The sequence below is a fragment of the Kribbella antibiotica genome, from assembly GCF_004349055.1.
Classification (GTDB): domain Bacteria; phylum Actinomycetota; class Actinomycetes; order Propionibacteriales; family Kribbellaceae; genus Kribbella; species Kribbella antibiotica.
Map to the genome: position 1 here is coordinate 26,837 of NZ_SMKX01000028.1, position 14,784 is coordinate 41,620.

The 14,784-nt window shown below is 67.2% G+C and carries 12 protein-coding genes; 7 read left to right on the top strand and 5 right to left on the bottom strand.

Features of this window, described 5'->3' with window-relative positions; translation table 11 throughout:
* The first annotated feature begins 150 nt into the window (after window positions 1-150).
* Complete coding sequence (gene moeZ, locus E1263_RS12440; RefSeq protein ID WP_132167407.1) at window positions 151-1,341, top strand: adenylyltransferase/sulfurtransferase MoeZ; 1,191 nt, start codon at window positions 151-153, stop codon at window positions 1,339-1,341.
* 13 nt (window positions 1,342-1,354) lie between these two features.
* On the opposite strand, the gene E1263_RS12445 is transcribed toward moeZ, so the two are convergent.
* Entirely contained in the window at window positions 1,355-2,143 is a 789-nt protein-coding gene (locus E1263_RS12445; protein WP_165956585.1) for a maleylpyruvate isomerase family mycothiol-dependent enzyme, read from the bottom strand.
* Complete coding sequence (locus E1263_RS12450) at window positions 2,097-2,780, bottom strand: TetR/AcrR family transcriptional regulator (RefSeq protein WP_132167409.1); 684 nt, start codon at window positions 2,778-2,780, stop codon at window positions 2,097-2,099. The genes E1263_RS12445 and E1263_RS12450 overlap by 47 nt, the downstream gene beginning before the upstream one ends.
* Window positions 2,781-2,866: 86 nt before the next feature.
* Here E1263_RS12450 and E1263_RS12455 point away from each other — a divergent pair, with 86 nt between their 5' ends.
* The 5 genes from E1263_RS12455 to E1263_RS12475 all read left to right on the top strand — a co-directional run bounded on the left by E1263_RS12455 (window position 2,867) and on the right by E1263_RS12475 (window position 11,181).
* Window positions 2,867-3,133: a DUF2277 domain-containing protein gene (locus tag E1263_RS12455; protein ID WP_132167410.1), complete on the top strand. Its 267-nt coding sequence runs from the start codon at window positions 2,867-2,869 to the stop codon at window positions 3,131-3,133.
* A 236-nt stretch (window positions 3,134-3,369) separates the two neighbouring features.
* Window positions 3,370-4,209, top strand: a complete 840-nt coding sequence (locus E1263_RS12460; RefSeq protein ID WP_132167411.1) for a TIGR03560 family F420-dependent LLM class oxidoreductase — start codon at window positions 3,370-3,372, stop codon at window positions 4,207-4,209.
* 11 nt (window positions 4,210-4,220) lie between these two features.
* Window positions 4,221-4,526 carry an MGMT family protein gene (locus tag E1263_RS12465; RefSeq protein WP_202868848.1) on the top strand — a complete coding sequence of 102 codons (306 nt, stop codon included), beginning with the start codon at window positions 4,221-4,223 and terminating at the stop codon, window positions 4,524-4,526.
* 206 nt (window positions 4,527-4,732) lie between these two features.
* Entirely contained in the window at window positions 4,733-7,948 is a 3,216-nt protein-coding gene (locus E1263_RS12470; protein ID WP_132167413.1) for an ATP-dependent helicase, read from the top strand.
* The gene (locus E1263_RS12475) at window positions 7,948-11,181 is read left to right on the top strand and encodes an ATP-dependent DNA helicase (RefSeq protein ID WP_132167414.1); all 3,234 of its coding nucleotides are present in this window, start codon (window positions 7,948-7,950) and stop codon (window positions 11,179-11,181) included. The genes E1263_RS12470 and E1263_RS12475 overlap by 1 nt, the downstream gene beginning before the upstream one ends.
* On the opposite strand, the gene E1263_RS44330 is transcribed toward E1263_RS12475, so the two are convergent.
* On the bottom strand, window positions 11,159-11,590 hold the full coding sequence (locus E1263_RS44330; protein ID WP_132167415.1) for a Uma2 family endonuclease: 432 nt from the start codon (window positions 11,588-11,590) through the stop codon (window positions 11,159-11,161). The two genes, E1263_RS12475 and E1263_RS44330, sit on opposite strands and share 23 nt — an antisense overlap.
* Window positions 11,587-12,168 (bottom strand): Uma2 family endonuclease, encoded by a 582-nt coding sequence (locus tag E1263_RS12485; RefSeq protein WP_238161205.1) that lies wholly within the window; start codon window positions 12,166-12,168, stop codon window positions 11,587-11,589. The genes E1263_RS44330 and E1263_RS12485 overlap by 4 nt, the downstream gene beginning before the upstream one ends.
* A gap of 382 nt (window positions 12,169-12,550) precedes the next feature.
* Between E1263_RS12485 and E1263_RS12490 the strand changes: the two genes are divergently transcribed.
* On the top strand, window positions 12,551-13,228 hold the full coding sequence (locus E1263_RS12490) for a GOLPH3/VPS74 family protein (protein ID WP_132167416.1): 678 nt from the start codon (window positions 12,551-12,553) through the stop codon (window positions 13,226-13,228).
* Here E1263_RS12490 and E1263_RS12495 read toward each other — a convergent pair.
* Window positions 13,225-14,781, bottom strand: coding sequence for an AMP-binding protein (locus E1263_RS12495; protein WP_132167417.1), 1,557 nt, complete (start codon window positions 14,779-14,781; stop codon window positions 13,225-13,227). The genes E1263_RS12490 and E1263_RS12495 overlap by 4 nt on opposite strands.
* Between the last annotated feature and the right edge of the window lie 3 nt (window positions 14,782-14,784).

The window sequence follows — 14,784 nt, forward strand, 5'->3', positions numbered from 1 at the left end:
TTCGCAGGCTGAGACGAAAGTCTCGGCAGGCGGACCCTCCGGTGGGGTCCCGGGAATTGTGCGGGAACATGGAGAGCAGGTTGATGGTTGCTTATTCATTGAAGTACAGCCGGACAGCCTGATTCGAACCCTTCATCGAGGAGCCGACACGTGCTACTGCCACCGCTGGTCGAACCGGCCGCCGAGCTGACCATCGACGAGGTCCGCCGGTACTCGCGGCACCTGATCATTCCCGAGGTCGGGATGGCCGGCCAGAAGCGGCTGAAGAACGCCAAGGTCCTGGTGATCGGGGCCGGCGGTCTGGGCAGCCCCGCGCTGCTCTACCTGGCCGCCGCCGGCGTCGGCACACTCGGCATCGTCGAGTTCGACACCGTCGACGAGTCGAACCTGCAGCGCCAGATCATTCACGGTCAGTCCGACGTCGGGAAGTCCAAGGCCCAGTCGGCCAAGGAGTCGATCCTCGAGACGAACCCGAACACCAACGTCGTGCTGCACGAGGTGCGCCTCGACAACGACAACGTGTTCGAGATCTTCGAGCAGTACGACCTGATCGTCGACGGCACCGACAACTTCGCCACCCGGTACCTGGTGAACGACGCCGCGGTTCTGCTCGGCAAGCCGTACGTCTGGGGCTCGATCTTCCGCTTCGACGGCCAGATCAGCGTCTTCTGGGCCGAGCACGGCCCCTGCTACCGCTGCCTCTACCCGGAGCCGCCGCCTCCCGGCATGGTCCCGTCCTGCGCCGAGGGCGGCGTACTGGGCGTGCTCTGCGCGTCCGTGGGCGCAGCCCAGGTCACCGAGGCGATCAAGCTGCTCACCGGCATCGGCGACCCGTCGCTGGGCCGGCTGAACATCTACGAGGCCCTCGACCTGAACTGGCGCTCGCTGAAGGTCCGCAAGGACCCGAACTGCGCGATCTGCGGCGAGAACCCGACCGTCACCGAGCTGATCGACTACGACAGCTTCTGCGGCGCGATCACCGAGGAGGCCGCCGACGCAGCCGTCGGTTCGACCATCTCGGTCAAGCAGCTCAGCGAGTGGATCAAGCTCAAGGACAACGGCGAGAAGGACTTCGTCCTGATCGACGTCCGGGAGCCGAACGAGTACGAGATCAACAAGATCCCGGGCTCGGTGCTGATCCCGAAGGACCAGTTCCTGACCGGTGTCGCGCTGGCGGATCTTCCGCAGGACAAGCAGCTGGTCTTCCACTGCAAGTCCGGCGTCCGCTCCGCCGAGGTGCTCGCCATCGTCAAGGGTGCCGGCTTCTCCGACGCAGTCCACGTGGGTGGCGGTGTCGTCGCCTGGGTCGACCAGATCGACCCGAGCCAGCCCTCGTACTGAAAACCAGCACAGCCTAGAACGGCATCCGGCACCCGGCGACTGCTTCGACAGCCGCCGGGTCGCCGGACACCACCGGTACGTCGTCCCGGCCCGACAGGGTGCGCATGTAGCCGACCGCATCGACAGCGGCTCGGCCGACCGGCTCTCCCCTCCCCAGCCGGTAGGTTCCACCGCCCTGGCCAGTGAGCTCCACATCGACGGCGGGCCGATCGCCCCAGAACGGTCCGTCCAGTACGTCGCGCATCACCTGCGCGACCAGCTCCGCGCCGTACGGGCCTGCGTCGAACGGGCGGTCGAGCGCCTGGCAGACGTCATCGCGGTGCATCCACAGGTCGCGCGCGAGCAGGATGTCCTGGATGTAGCCGAGGTTCAGCGAGAAGTCCGGGAACTCGTCCATGGCCATGCTGATCCGGCGGATGAGCGCCGGGTTGCTCGTGATGCGCTTGGTGGCCTTGCTCCAAGTGCGGTCGAACGTGCTGCGCAGTACGGCGGGTGGTGTGCCGCGGTGCTCGTCGGCCTGCACCATCATGTGTGCGTCGAACTTCGGTGTGCTCGGGTAGGTGCGCTTGGCCTTGCGCAGTCGCCGTGGGAACGACAGCGGCCGGATGACGTCCTCGGCCTGGCCGATCAGGTGCCCGGCGATGTCGGCGACATCCCACTCGTCGCAGACGGTACGGCGCTGCCACTCGGTGCCGTGGATAGCTGCCAGCAGGTCATGCCAGGCGCTGAGTTCTGCCTCGCGGTGCAGTGCGCACCTAGGCCGGTCTGCCCGGCCGATCTCCGTTGCCAGTACTGCGGTCATCTTTCCCCCTGGTTGGTGCGTAGTGCTGGTAGAACATGTCGAGCACAGTGGGCAGCAGCCGGACATAGCGGCCGTCCTCGAAGGTCGCATCCGGCTCGTTGGCCATCTGTTGTGAGACCAGTCCAGCCGTCATCGACGTGTAGAGAGCAACGCCCTCCTCGGTCGCGGCCTCTGGTCGTAGCTGCCCCCGGTCGACCCCTGCCTGCAGGTGCTGCCGGAGGTCCTCGAGGGCTTCTTGCGCTGGAGCGAATGCCTCCGGGGTCGGTTCGAAACCGGGGACCGTCCGCCAGAACAGCAGCTGTGAGTACACGGGGTTCTCCAGGCACCAGCGGCTGAAGGCCTGCACCGACAGCAGATCGAGCTCACGGACGTCGTCGGTGTCCGCTGCCGCGTGCGCCGCTCGGCGGGCATCGCGGAAGAACTCCGCGCCGCGCTGGAAAAGGGCATCGTAGATCGCCATCTTGGAGGCGAAGTACTGGTAGATCGACGGTGGCTGGATGCCAAGTTTCCGGGCCACTGCCGACAGACTGAGCGAAGCGACACCCTCGGCCTCCATCAGTTCGATGGCGGCCGTCAGGATCTCTTCGATCGTCTCTTGCCGGCGGCGGGCCCGGCGATCCAGTCCAGTGGTGCTCATGGTCTGAGGAAACCCTAATGGTCTTAGGGGAGTCAATACCCTGTAGGTCTCCGGAATTTGTCCCTGCCGGAACGTAGTGTCGGGACATGTGCCGAAACATCACTGTGCTCCGGGGACTGGAGCCCGCCGCGACCTCTGAGGAGATCTACGCGGCCGCGCTGCAATACGTACGCAAGGTGACCGGCGTCGGTTCGCTCAGTGCGACCACGCGGGGGCCGATCGAGCGCGCGGCGGCCGAGGTCGCCCGCATCACCGAAGAGCTACTCGCCGAGATGCCGGACCGCCGGGTCCCGCCGCAGACAGTCCCGCCGTTGCGTCGGCCCGAGGTGCGCGCACGCCTCGGGCTCGACTAGGAGGACGGCCATGGCCGAGGTGCTGTAGGAGCCGGCAGTCCACAGTTGCGCTCACCGCGATCCCGTCCGACCCGGCGACTTCGAGCGTTTCCGTGGCGGATCCCCAGCACCCCGACCCCTCTTCGTTGCCGTTCCTGTACTCAGTGTCGCGAGCCCGTGCGAGAGCCGCCTCCGCTGTTCGGCGCGGCGGAGTAATGTCCGTGCCGGAAGGCGCATACCCCGACGGAAGGCCGCCGATGCGATTCGCTGTCAAGACCAGGCCGGAACACACCACGTGGCAGCAGATGCGGGATGTGTGGGTCGCCGCGGACCAGCTGGAGATCTTCGAGTCCGCGTGGCACTGGGACCATTTCTATCCGTTGTCCGGTGACATGGCCGGGCCGAACCTCGAGGCCTGGACGACGCTGGCCGCGCTCGCGCAGGCGACCTCGCGGATCCGCGTGGGCTGCCAGGTGACGGGCATGATCTACCGGCACCCGGCGGTGCTGGCGAACATGGCGGCGACGACCGACATCATCTCCGAGGGCCGCCTCGAGCTCGGCATCGGCGCGGGCTGGAACGAGATGGAGACCGCCGCCTACGGCATCGAGCTGTACCCGTTGAAGGAGCGCTTCGACCGCTTCGACGAAGGGGTGCAGGCGATCATCGCGCTGCTCACCGAGAAGTCGGCGAACTTCGATGGGCAGTACATCAAGCTTACCGACGCGTACTGCGAACCGAAGGCCGTCCAGACCCCGCACCCGCCGATCGCCATCGGTGGCAAGGGCCCGAAGCGGACGCTGCGCGCGGTCGCGAAATGGGCGCAGCACTGGAACGTCATCGTCGCGAGCCCGGAGGAGTGGAAGCCCCTCAAGGACATCCTCGTGCAGCATTGCGAGGACGTCGGCCGGGACGTCAACGAGATCACCTGCTCGGTCAACGTGCGGATCGACCCGGCCGAGTCACTCGACGTGGCGGTCGCGACAGCAGCGGCGTACGGCGAAGCTGGCGTTGACCTCGCGGTGATGAACCTGCCACTCGATGCGTCGCCGTCCGTCCTCGAGCCGCTCGCGAAGGCCTTGGCCCCGCTGGCCTAGGTGGGTGGATCGTGGACAGGGACGAATATGTCGAGGCGGTGCTGCGGGCGGTGGAGTCGATCCCACCGGGCAGCGTCGCGACGTACGGAGACATCGCTGAGTACGTCGGCCAGGGCGGACCGCGCCAGGTCGGAGCGATCATGCGCGAGTACGGCGGCGGTGTGCCTTGGTGGCGAGTGATTCGCGCGTCTGGCGTGCCGGCTGATGAGGTGGGCGACGAGCAGTTGCACAACCTGCGGTCGGATGGCGTGCGGGTGACGAACGGCAAGGTGAATCTGCGCGAGGTGCGCTGGGATCCAGAACACCCGGTCGACTGACCGGAGAACACCGGCAGTGCGCAGCTCCGCCCCGAGCCTGCACTGCCGGTGTTGCCGCGACCAGGCCGATCGTTGAGGTGATCGGGCGGTGCGTTCGTGATCGCCGGACTACTGACCTTGAAGATGCACAGACCGGCCGAAAAGTTGCAGCGTCCGATTTCCGGGCCGCGACCAGGATTGTCGGTGGGGTCTGGTGGGATGGGGCGATGGTCAGCAGACAGGGTTCCCGGTATCGGCTCGTTCGGGCCGAGGGACGTGCTGCGCAGGCGCCGGTCCTGGACGCCGACCAGCAGGCCGTCGTCGATCATCCGGGCGGGCCGCTGCTGGTGCTCGCCGGGCCGGGGACCGGGAAGACGACGACGTTGGTCGAGGCCGTCGTCGACCGGGTGCGGAATCGGGGGCTGAATCCGGACGAGGTGCTCGTGCTGACCTTCGGGCGGAAGGCGGCCACCGAGCTCCGCGACCGGATCACCGGCCGGCTCGGCAAAACCACCCGCGTGATGCCGTCGATGACCTTCCACTCCTTCTGCTACGCGCTGCTGCGTCGGTTCACGCCGGCCGATGCCTTCGACGTGCCGCTGCGGTTGCCGTCCGGTCCGGAGCAGTCGTTGCGGTTGAGCGAGGCCTTGTCCGGGAGCCGTGAGGTCGGTGCGGTGCAGTGGCCGCGCAGTCTCCATCCGGCGCTGAAGACGCGCGGTTTCACCGACGAGGTTCAGGCCGTGATCGGCAAGGCGCGGCAGCTCGGGCTCGACCCGGAGGACCTGACCTCGATCGGGCGGTCGGCCGAGCGGGCCGAGTGGGTCGCGGTCGGGGACTTCTTCGAGGAGTATCTGCAGATCCTCGACGCCGAGCAGGTCCTCGACTACTCCGAGCTGATCCATCGCGCGGTGATCCTGGCCCAGCAGCCGGCGGTGCAGGACAAACTGCGCGCGGAGTTCAAGGCCGTGTTCGTCGATGAGTATCAGGACACCGATCCCGGGCAGACGATGCTGCTGCAGGCGATCGCAGGTCACGGACGCGATCTAGTCGTGGTTGGTGACCCGGACCAGTCGATCTACACCTTCCGTGGTGCGGATGTGCGCGGGTTGTTGCGGTTCACCGAAGAGTTCCCGACCGTGTCGGGTCAGCCGGCGGCGCAGATTGCGCTCGCGACCACCCGCCGCTTCGGTACGACGCTGCAGCGGGTCTCGCGCAATGTCGTGAACCGGCTGGGAGTGCCGGGGACGCTGGATCGGGACACCTTCGACCGCTTCCGGAACCCGGATGCTTCGTCGTGTGTTTACGGCGCTGGGAAGGTCGAGGCGAATCTGTACTCGACCAGCGGTGCGGAGCTCGAGCACATCGCCGACCTGCTGCGCCGAGCGCACGTGCAGGATGGTGTCGGGTGGCACGAGATGGCGGTGCTGGTCCGATCTGGGAGCCGGTCGATTCCACCGTTGCGAAGGGCATTGGCGGCCGCTGGGATTCCGGTCGACGTTGCCGGTGACGAGCTTCCGCTGTCGCGCGAGCCTGCCGTGCGGCCGATGTTGCTGGCGCTGCGCGCAGTTGCGGATCCGGTCACGCTGACGGTTGATGTCGTGCGGGCGTTGGCGCTGTCGCCGTTGGGCGCGATGGATGCTGGTCAGTTGCGACGGCTGGCGCGTGTGTTGCGGAAGCGCGATCGGGAGGCCGCTGATGGGCAACGGCTGCCAAAATCGTCGGATGAGCTGTTGCGCGACGCGTTGCTGGATCCGTTGCTGCTCGACGAGCAGGCGTCCCCGGCCGAGGCGCGGTTCGCGGCGCTGGGGGAGCGGTTGCTCAAGGCAAGGAATATCGTGAATGCCGGTGCCGCGCCGGACGAGGTGATGTGGTCGCTGTGGTCGGAGTCGCCGTGGTTGCGACGGCTGCGCGGTCAAGCGCACTCCGGCGGCGAGACCGCGCGGGCGGCGAACCGGGATCTGGATTCGCTGTGTGCTCTGTTCGACGCGGCCGGTCGGGCCGAGGAGCAGATCGGGTTCAAGGGTGTCTCGGCATTCTTGAGCGAGCTCGAGTCGCTGGACATCGCAGGGGACAACCGCTTCGACGGGACGTATCGCGAGGCGGGTGTGCAGCTGATGACCGCGCACCGGTCGAAGGGTCTGCAGTGGCGGCTCGTCGTGGTCGCGGGTGTGCAAGAGGGGCAGTGGCCCGACCTGCGCCGCCGGGGCTCGTTGTTACAGCCGGACCGGCTTGGGCGGGACGGGTTGGTGGAGCCGATGTCCGCCGGTGCGTTGCTGGCCGAGGAGCGGCGATTGTTCTACGTCGCGATCACCCGGGCGCGCGAGCGGTTGATCGTGACTGCCGTCCAGGCGCCAGAGGCTGATGGGGATCAGCCGTCGCGGTTCTTGGCCGAGTTGGACATTCCGTTGAAGATCGTGGCGGGGCGGCCGCGGCGGCCGTTGTCGCTGCCGGGTCTGGTCGCTGATCTGCGGTGTGTGCTGGCCGATCCGGCCTCGTCGCCGGCGTTGAAGCGGGTCGCGGCCGATCGGTTGGCGGAGCTGGCCGACGCGGTCGACGACCGTGAGTACGCGCTGGTGCCGACTGCCGATCCCGGGCGCTGGTGGGGTGTGCGCGAGCGGACCAAGTCGGAGCGGCCGATCGCCGATCCCGAGCTGCCGGTGCCGCTGTCGGGCAGCGCCCTGACGACGATCGTGGACTGTTCCCTGCGCTGGTTCCTGACCCGGCGTGCGGGTGGAGAAACCCCCAGTACGTCGGCCATCGGGTTCGGCCAGGTGTTGCACACACTCGCCGACGCCGTGGCCACTGGGACCCTGCCGCCGTCGACCGACGAGCTCAACGGCTGGCTCGACAAGGTGTGGACCCAGCTGGACTTCGAGTCCGCCTGGATCTCCGACCGCGAGCGTGTCGAGGCCGAGCAGGCGCTCCGCCGTTTCGTCGCCTGGCATCAGGGTCGCCCGGAGCGAACGATGGTCGGCAGCGAGGTCGAATTCGACGTGCTGCTTCCGGATGCGGAGCAACCCGCCGTACGGGTGAAGGGGCGGATGGACCGCGTCGAAACCGACGGCGAAGGCACCATCCGCGTTGTCGACCTCAAGACTGGTCGCAACCTGCCCACGAAGCCCGCGCTGGCCCGGCACGTCCAGCTGGCCATCTACCAACGCGCCATCGCTTCCCGCCAGGTTGAGGCGGCCGGAGCTGACGCGGTCGCCGGCGGCGCCGAACTCGTCCAGCTCCGTCACGACGACAGTGGCTTTCCCAAAGTCCAGCACCAAGGCCCCCTCGAGCCAGACGAGGACGGCAAAACCTGGCTCGACGAAGCAGTGGAAGACGCCGAACAGATGGTCCGCACCGAACACTTCGTCGCCCAACGCAACGACGGCTGCTCCCGCTGCGAAGCGAGAGCGCTGTGCCCCATCCAGCCGGAAGGCCGGGAGATCGTCTGATGACCGCCGTGAAACTGCAGACGACTGCTGAGCTGTGCGACCTGCTGGGGATTCCGTTCAGTGACCAGCAACTGGCCGCAATTACTGCTCCGCTGGCGCCGGGGGTGATCGTGGCCGGAGCCGGGTCGGGGAAGACGACGGCGATGGCGGCTCGGGTGGTTTGGCTGATCTGCACAGGGCAGGTGAAGCCGGAGGAAGTGCTGGGGCTGACGTTCACGAAGAAGGCTGCGAACGAACTGGATGTGCGGATTCGCGAGGATCTGACCAAGGCCGGCGTGCTGGGGTCGACGTTGCCGCCGGATCAGCATCCGATTCTGGCGGCGCACCTGCGCAGCAACGTGCCGAACTGGGAGCCCGAGGAGCCGGGCGAGCCGGTGGTTTCGACGTACCACGCGTTCGCGGGGACCTTGATTGCTGAGCACGGGTTGCGGCTGGGGTTGGAGCCGGATGCTCGGGTGTTGGCCGACGCTACGAGATTTCAGTTGGCGGGCCGCGTTGTGCGGCGGTCGGCCGGTCCGATCCGGTTTGCCTCGCATCACGTGCCGACGCTGGTCAACAGCTTGCTCTCACTCGACGGTGAGCTGGCCGACCACCTGCTGCGGGCCGACGTCGTGCGGGATCATGACGAGGCTGTGCGGCAGGAGGTTGCGGCGGCGCGGAAGCAGACGGTGGAGGTGAAGAAGCTCGCCGAGACTGCCTTGAAGCGCGGCGAGATCTTGCAGCTGGTCGAGGAATATCAGGCCTACAAGGGCGAGCGCGGTGTGGTCGACTTCGCTGATCAGATGGCGCTGGGTGCGCGGCTGGCTGAGGAGTGCCCGGAGGTCGCGGTTGCCGAGCGGGCGCGGTACAAGGTCGTGCTGCTCGACGAATACCAGGACACCTCGGTCTCGCAGCGCCGGATGCTGACCGCGCTCTTCGCCGGGCCCGCCGGCCGAGGGCACCCTGTCACCGCGGTCGGCGACCCGTGCCAGGCGATCTACGGCTGGCGGGGAGCGTCCGTCGCCAACCTGGACGAGTTCCCTGAACACTTCCCGAACGGCGACGGTTCGCCGGCCCATCGCTACGTGCTCAGCGTCAACCGCCGTTGTGGCAGCCGCATCCTCGCCGCGGCCAACCAGCACGCCGCAGAGCTGTACGAGGCACACCCGGGTGTCATTCCGCTCGAAGCGCCGGAGAACGCGCCGGAGGGGGCGATCACCGTTGGGCTGTTCGAGACGCGGTCGCAGGAGATCGAATGGGTCGCCGACGCCATCGTCGCCGCGCACAAGACGCCGAACCGCCGGTGGAAAGACATCGGCATCCTGATGCGGACGAATGTCGACCTGAGCGCGGTCCACGAAGCGCTGATCTCCCGCAAGGTCCCCGTTGAGGTCGTCGGGCTCGGTGGTCTGCTGGCATTGCCCGAGGTCGTCGACGTGGTCGCCACGCTGCAGGCCGTCAACGACCTCACCGCGAACGCCGCGATGCTCCGCATCCTGACCGGACCGCGCTATCGCATCGGCCACCGCGACCTTGCCCTGCTGGCGAATCGCTCCCGTTCTCTCGCCGACACCGGTGCGCGACCGGGTGCTGACGATCTGGTCGCCGCGCTCGATGCCGCAGTGGCCGGGATGGACTCCACCGAGGTCATCTCACTGGCCGAGGCCGTCGACGATCCGGGGACGGAGGCGTGGGGGTACTCGGCTGAGGCGCTCGTCCGCTTCAAGGAGCTGTCGACCGAGCTGCGGGAATTGCGCGCGCATGCCGGCGAGCCGCTGCTGGACATCGTCCGGCGAGTGATCGCGACGATCGGCCTTGATGTCGAGCTGACCGCGACCCCGGATCACCTCGACTCCGGCCGCCGTGATCACCTGGCCGCGTTCCTCGATGCCGTCGGCAACTTCGTCTCGACCGAGTCGGACGGTTCGCTCGACGGTCTGCTCGCTTACCTCGCTGCCGAGGAGGAATACGCCGCCGGCCTGGACCTCGCCGTACCGAGTGAGGCCGATTCGGTGAAGCTGCTGACCACGCACCGCTCCAAGGGATTGGAGTGGCCGATCGTGTTCGTGCCGACGCTCGTGCAGAAGGTGTTCCCATCGGATCGCGGCCGGGACAAGTGGACGACCAACGCGAAGGTCCTCCCGTGGCCGTTGCGCGGTGACGCCGAGACCCTGCCCACCTTCCACGACCTGTCGAACGCAGGGCTGAAGGCGTTTGCCGATGAGTGCAAGGAGGTCAACGCGCTAGAGGAACGGCGGCTCGGGTACGTCGCTTTCACCCGCGCGAAGGACATCCTGGTCGCGACCGGACACTGGTGGGGCCCGACGCAGAAACGCCCGCGCGGCCCCTCGTCGTACCTGGAGACATTGAAGAAACACGCCGGTGAGCGAGTAGTCTCCTGGGCCGAACAGCCCGACCTCGAGCAAGAGAACCCCGAGCTCGCCGAGGCAACCACAGCAGCCTGGCCGGCGGCGTACGACGCTGAGGCCTACCGACTGCGGTTGGAGGCAGCCGGGCTGGTGCAGCAGGCCCGCGCCGAAGGCCCGTCGACCGAGGCCGAGGATTCACTGCTGCTCGATGAGCAGGCACTTGTCGCACGCTGGGATTCCGAGATCGAGAGATTGTTGTCAGAGGCAAGGGAAAGCCGCAGCCGCAAGGCGTACGACGTGACGCTCCCGACCGCGCTGTCCGCGACCCAGGTGATGCGCCTGGCCAAGGACCCCGACGGCCTCGCCTCCGAGCTCGCCCGCCCGATGCCCCGCAAACCCAACCGCGCCGCCCGCTTCGGCACCCGCTTCCACGCCTGGGTCGAGTCCTACTTCGGCCAGCAACTCCTGATCGACCCCGACGACCTCCCCGGCGCAGCCGACGAAGACATCGTCGACGACACCGACCTCACCGACCTGATGGAAGCCTTCCGCACCGGCCCCTACGGCGAAACCTCTCCCTACGAAATCGAAGCCCCCTTCGCCCTGGCCCTGGGCGGCCGCACCATCCGAGGCCGAATCGACGCCGTCTACCGGGTCGTCCGCCCCGACGGCTCCCGCGGCTACGACGTAGTCGACTGGAAAACCAGCCGCTCCGAGACGGCGGATCCGCTCCAGCTGGCCATCTATCGAATCGCCTGGGCAGAGCTCATGAACATCCCCCTGGACGCAGTAGGAGCAGCCTTCTACTACGTCCGCACCGCCGACGTCATCCGCCCGGAATCCCTGCCAGACAAACAAAAACTCATCGACCTACTGAACGGCTGAGCTCTGAGGGAACCATCCGCACCGGAAACGGAACACTCGTCTCGAACACCGCAGCACCTTCGATCGTGCGCCAAAAGCGCTGCCCATCCCTCGATTCCCGCACACTCAGCACCGCGTGCCGAGGCTCGAAGGTCCAAAACGCTGCAACGCCGAGCTCGGCATACGCGTGACACCTCTGCAGCCAGTCCGTCGCCAGAGTCGACGGCCGTGCGATCTCAACAGCCAGGAGCATAGGACTGCTCCGCTTGACCTCCTGCCGATGCCTGACCATGAGGTCGGGGTTCAACTCCCCTTGAGTCCGCAGCCGATACCTGAACGCTGCCCGAACAACCTCCATCTCCCCCGGACACGCGGCGGCAAGACACGACTGGATCCGGTCGCCGACCTCCCGATGAAGTGCGGCCGTCATGTGCGACGCGAGCGGGTCAGTTCGGCGGGAACGATCTGGACGGGGAAGGGCAGTGTCGCCTCGAAGACCTTTTCGCCGACCACGACATCGCGCTCGACGTACAGGCCGTCGACCAGTTCGAGAACAGTCAGCGTCTCCTCGTCCGGCTCAACAATCCAGTACGAGTGCACGCCGGCCTGCTCGTAGGCGCTCCGCTTCAAGCGGGCGACAAGGTGGGTACGCGGTGACAGGACTTCGACCGCCAGCAGCAACGGCTTCTCTGCATGCGCGGGATTCGTCTCGTCGGAGCCCAGTACCAGGACGTCGGGCTGCAACGAGCGCTCTGCCGTCGGCCGGTAGTCGTACGGTGCGATGACGACCTCAAACTCGGCCGGGCAGACGGAGTCGAGTGCGGCTGCGATTCGTAAGGCTGCTCGTTGGTGGATCAGTGCCGGCGCTGGGGTCACGAGCAGGACACCGTCGATGAGTTCGCGTCGGGTGCCGTCGTCGGGTGCGGCATCGAGGTCGGCGAAGGTGAAAGGCCCCGCGCGGTGGGGCTCCAGCCGGTCAGGTTCGGGGTTGAGGGGTTCCACGGACACAATCGCGCCTCCTTCTTGGGCATACGACCAGCATGGCGTGCTCCGTGGGGTGGGCTCGACCATTTCGGCGATCTGCCCCAGGTTGCCCCGCGATCTGCCCGGATCGTCGCGCAACGGGCAGGTTAAGCGCATAAATCGCGTCGAGTCGTGCCCCGAGATGCCCCGGGATGCCCCGCTGGACGAAGGCGGGAAAGGGGTCGAGGCCGACGCATGTCCCGCGTAACGTCCGAACAGTCGGAGGGCGTGGTCTCCGGTTTTTCGGACGTTGTGGAGTTTCGTCGGCGCGGCCACGGCGGTCAACGACACCACTACTGCAGGTGGACCTGGTAGGTAGTCCGCGCGGCGGATGTGAGTGACCCACCGGGTTGCTTACGTTGAGCACATGCTGATTGCCGAGGACCTGCTGCTCCTGCTGTACAACGACGAGACCGGCAAGCCGATCGTCGGGCAGCCAAAACTGGACTACGCGCTCGGTGGTGCGCTCCTGATCGAGCTGACCACGCTGGGCAAGGTGGACATCACCAGTCGCGCCAACGGCGAGCGGGCCGGACGGTTGAAGGTGCTGGACCCCTCGTCGACCGGTGACGCGATCCTGGACGACCGCCTCGCGTATGTGGTCAGCAAGGCCGGGAAGAAGCCGAAGGACATCCTGCGGGGTCTGTCCAAGCAGGTGCGCGATCAACTGCTGGCTCGCCTGGCGGAGCGCGGCATTCTGGAGGCGGACCGGGACAAGGTGCTGGGGCTGTTCCCCGTCACGCGCTGGCCGGCCAAGGACGCGCAGCACGAGGGTGAGGTGCGGGCCGCGCTGGAGAGCGTGCTGAAGGTCGGTACGGCGCCCGACCAGCGCACCGGCGCCCTCATTGCGTTGCTGAGCGCGCTGGACGTCGTACCGAAGGTGATCACGGATGCGGTCGACAAGCGGCAGCTGCGAGCGCGGGCGAAGGTCATCGCCGACTCCGACTGGGCGGCGGCCGCAGTGAAGAAGGCGGTTGCTGAGATGCAGGCCGCGATGACAGCCAGCATCGTGGCCGCGTCCGCCGCTGGTGCGTCCAGCAGTTAGGGCTTGTCGAGCTGGGCTTTGATGTCCGGCTTGAGGACCTTGCCGACCTTCGATCGCGGCAGGTCCGTCCAGACGAGCACCTCTTTGGGCGCTTTGACGCTGCCGATCCGTGCCTTCGCGAACGCGATCAGCTCAGCCGGATCGGCAGCGGCGCCTGCCTGGAGCTGGACGACGGCGACGACCCGCTCGCCCCACTTCTCGTCCGGGCGGCCGATCACTGCACAGTCCTGGACTGCTTCATGGGCCATCAATGCTTGCTCAACCTCAGTCGAGTACACATTGAATCCACCAGTGATGATCATGTCCTTGGCTCGATCAACTATGTACAAGTAGTTGTCACCGTCGAGGTAGCCGATGTCGCCGGTGTGGTGCCACCCGTACGCCGATGCTGCTGCCGTCGCCTCGGCGTCCTGGTAGTACCCACGCATCACCAGCGACCCCCGGACCACGATCTCGCCGCGCTCGCCGGCCGGGAGCAATTCGCCGTCCGGCCCCATGATCCGGGTGGTCACCAAGGCGGACGGCCTGCCGGCCGAGGCGAGTCGATCGTGCGCAATGTTGCCGGAGGCATCGAAATGGTCGGCCGGGGGCAGGATGGAGATCATCATCGGCGCCTCGGTCTGGCCGAACAGCTGCGCCATCACCGGGCCGATCCGCCGCAACGCCTCTTCCAGCCGGGTCACCGACATCGGTGCGGCGCCGTACCAGAAGCACCGCAGCGAAGAGAGGTCTGTGCTGTCCAGCTCTTCCGCTGCGAGCACCATGTAGATCAGCGTCGGCGGCAGGAACGTGTGGGTCACCCCGTGCTGTGGGATGAGCTTGAGAAACGCATGGACGTCAGGGGTGCGCATGATGACGATTTCGCCGCCAGATGCGAGCACTGGAAAGCAGAGCACGCCGGCTGCGTGAGTGAGCGGTGCCAGCGCCAGGTAGACCGGGCGGACGCCGAAGGGATAGCCCATCAGCGTGAGAGCCGTCATGGTCTCCAGGTTGGTCGTCGTGAGCATGACGCCCTTGGGTTTACCGGTGGTGCCGCCGGTGCCGACGATCAGCGCCAACTGCTCCGGATCGTGCAGGTCCGGAGCCAGCTGGGACGGGCCCCCGCAGAACCCGTCCCAGCCGACGGTCCGGTCACCGTGGGGGCCGGTGCCGGAGTCCGGATCGGCATCCAGGCACACGAAGGTGTGGACCTTCGGTAGCGCATCCCGGATCCGATCCACCAGCGGCGCGAACGCCGACTGGTAGATCAGTACTTCACAGTCGAACCGGTCGAGGAGCTCCCGGTTCTCGGCCGCCTCGTTACGCGGATTGATCGGGCACCAGACCGCACCGGCCCGGCTGATCCCGAACACGCAACTGAAGGCGACCGGGTCGTTCGCGGCCAGGATGGCGACCTTGCCACCTGGCCGCACACCGCTTGCGATCAGTCCGCTAGCGATCCGGTACGACAGGTCCTGGACGTCGGCGTACGACAGCGTCTCGCCGTCAGTGGTCAGGCAGGGCCTGTCCGGTCCGAGTGACGCGCCCTTGTCCAGGTAGTCGACCAGTCGCATGAC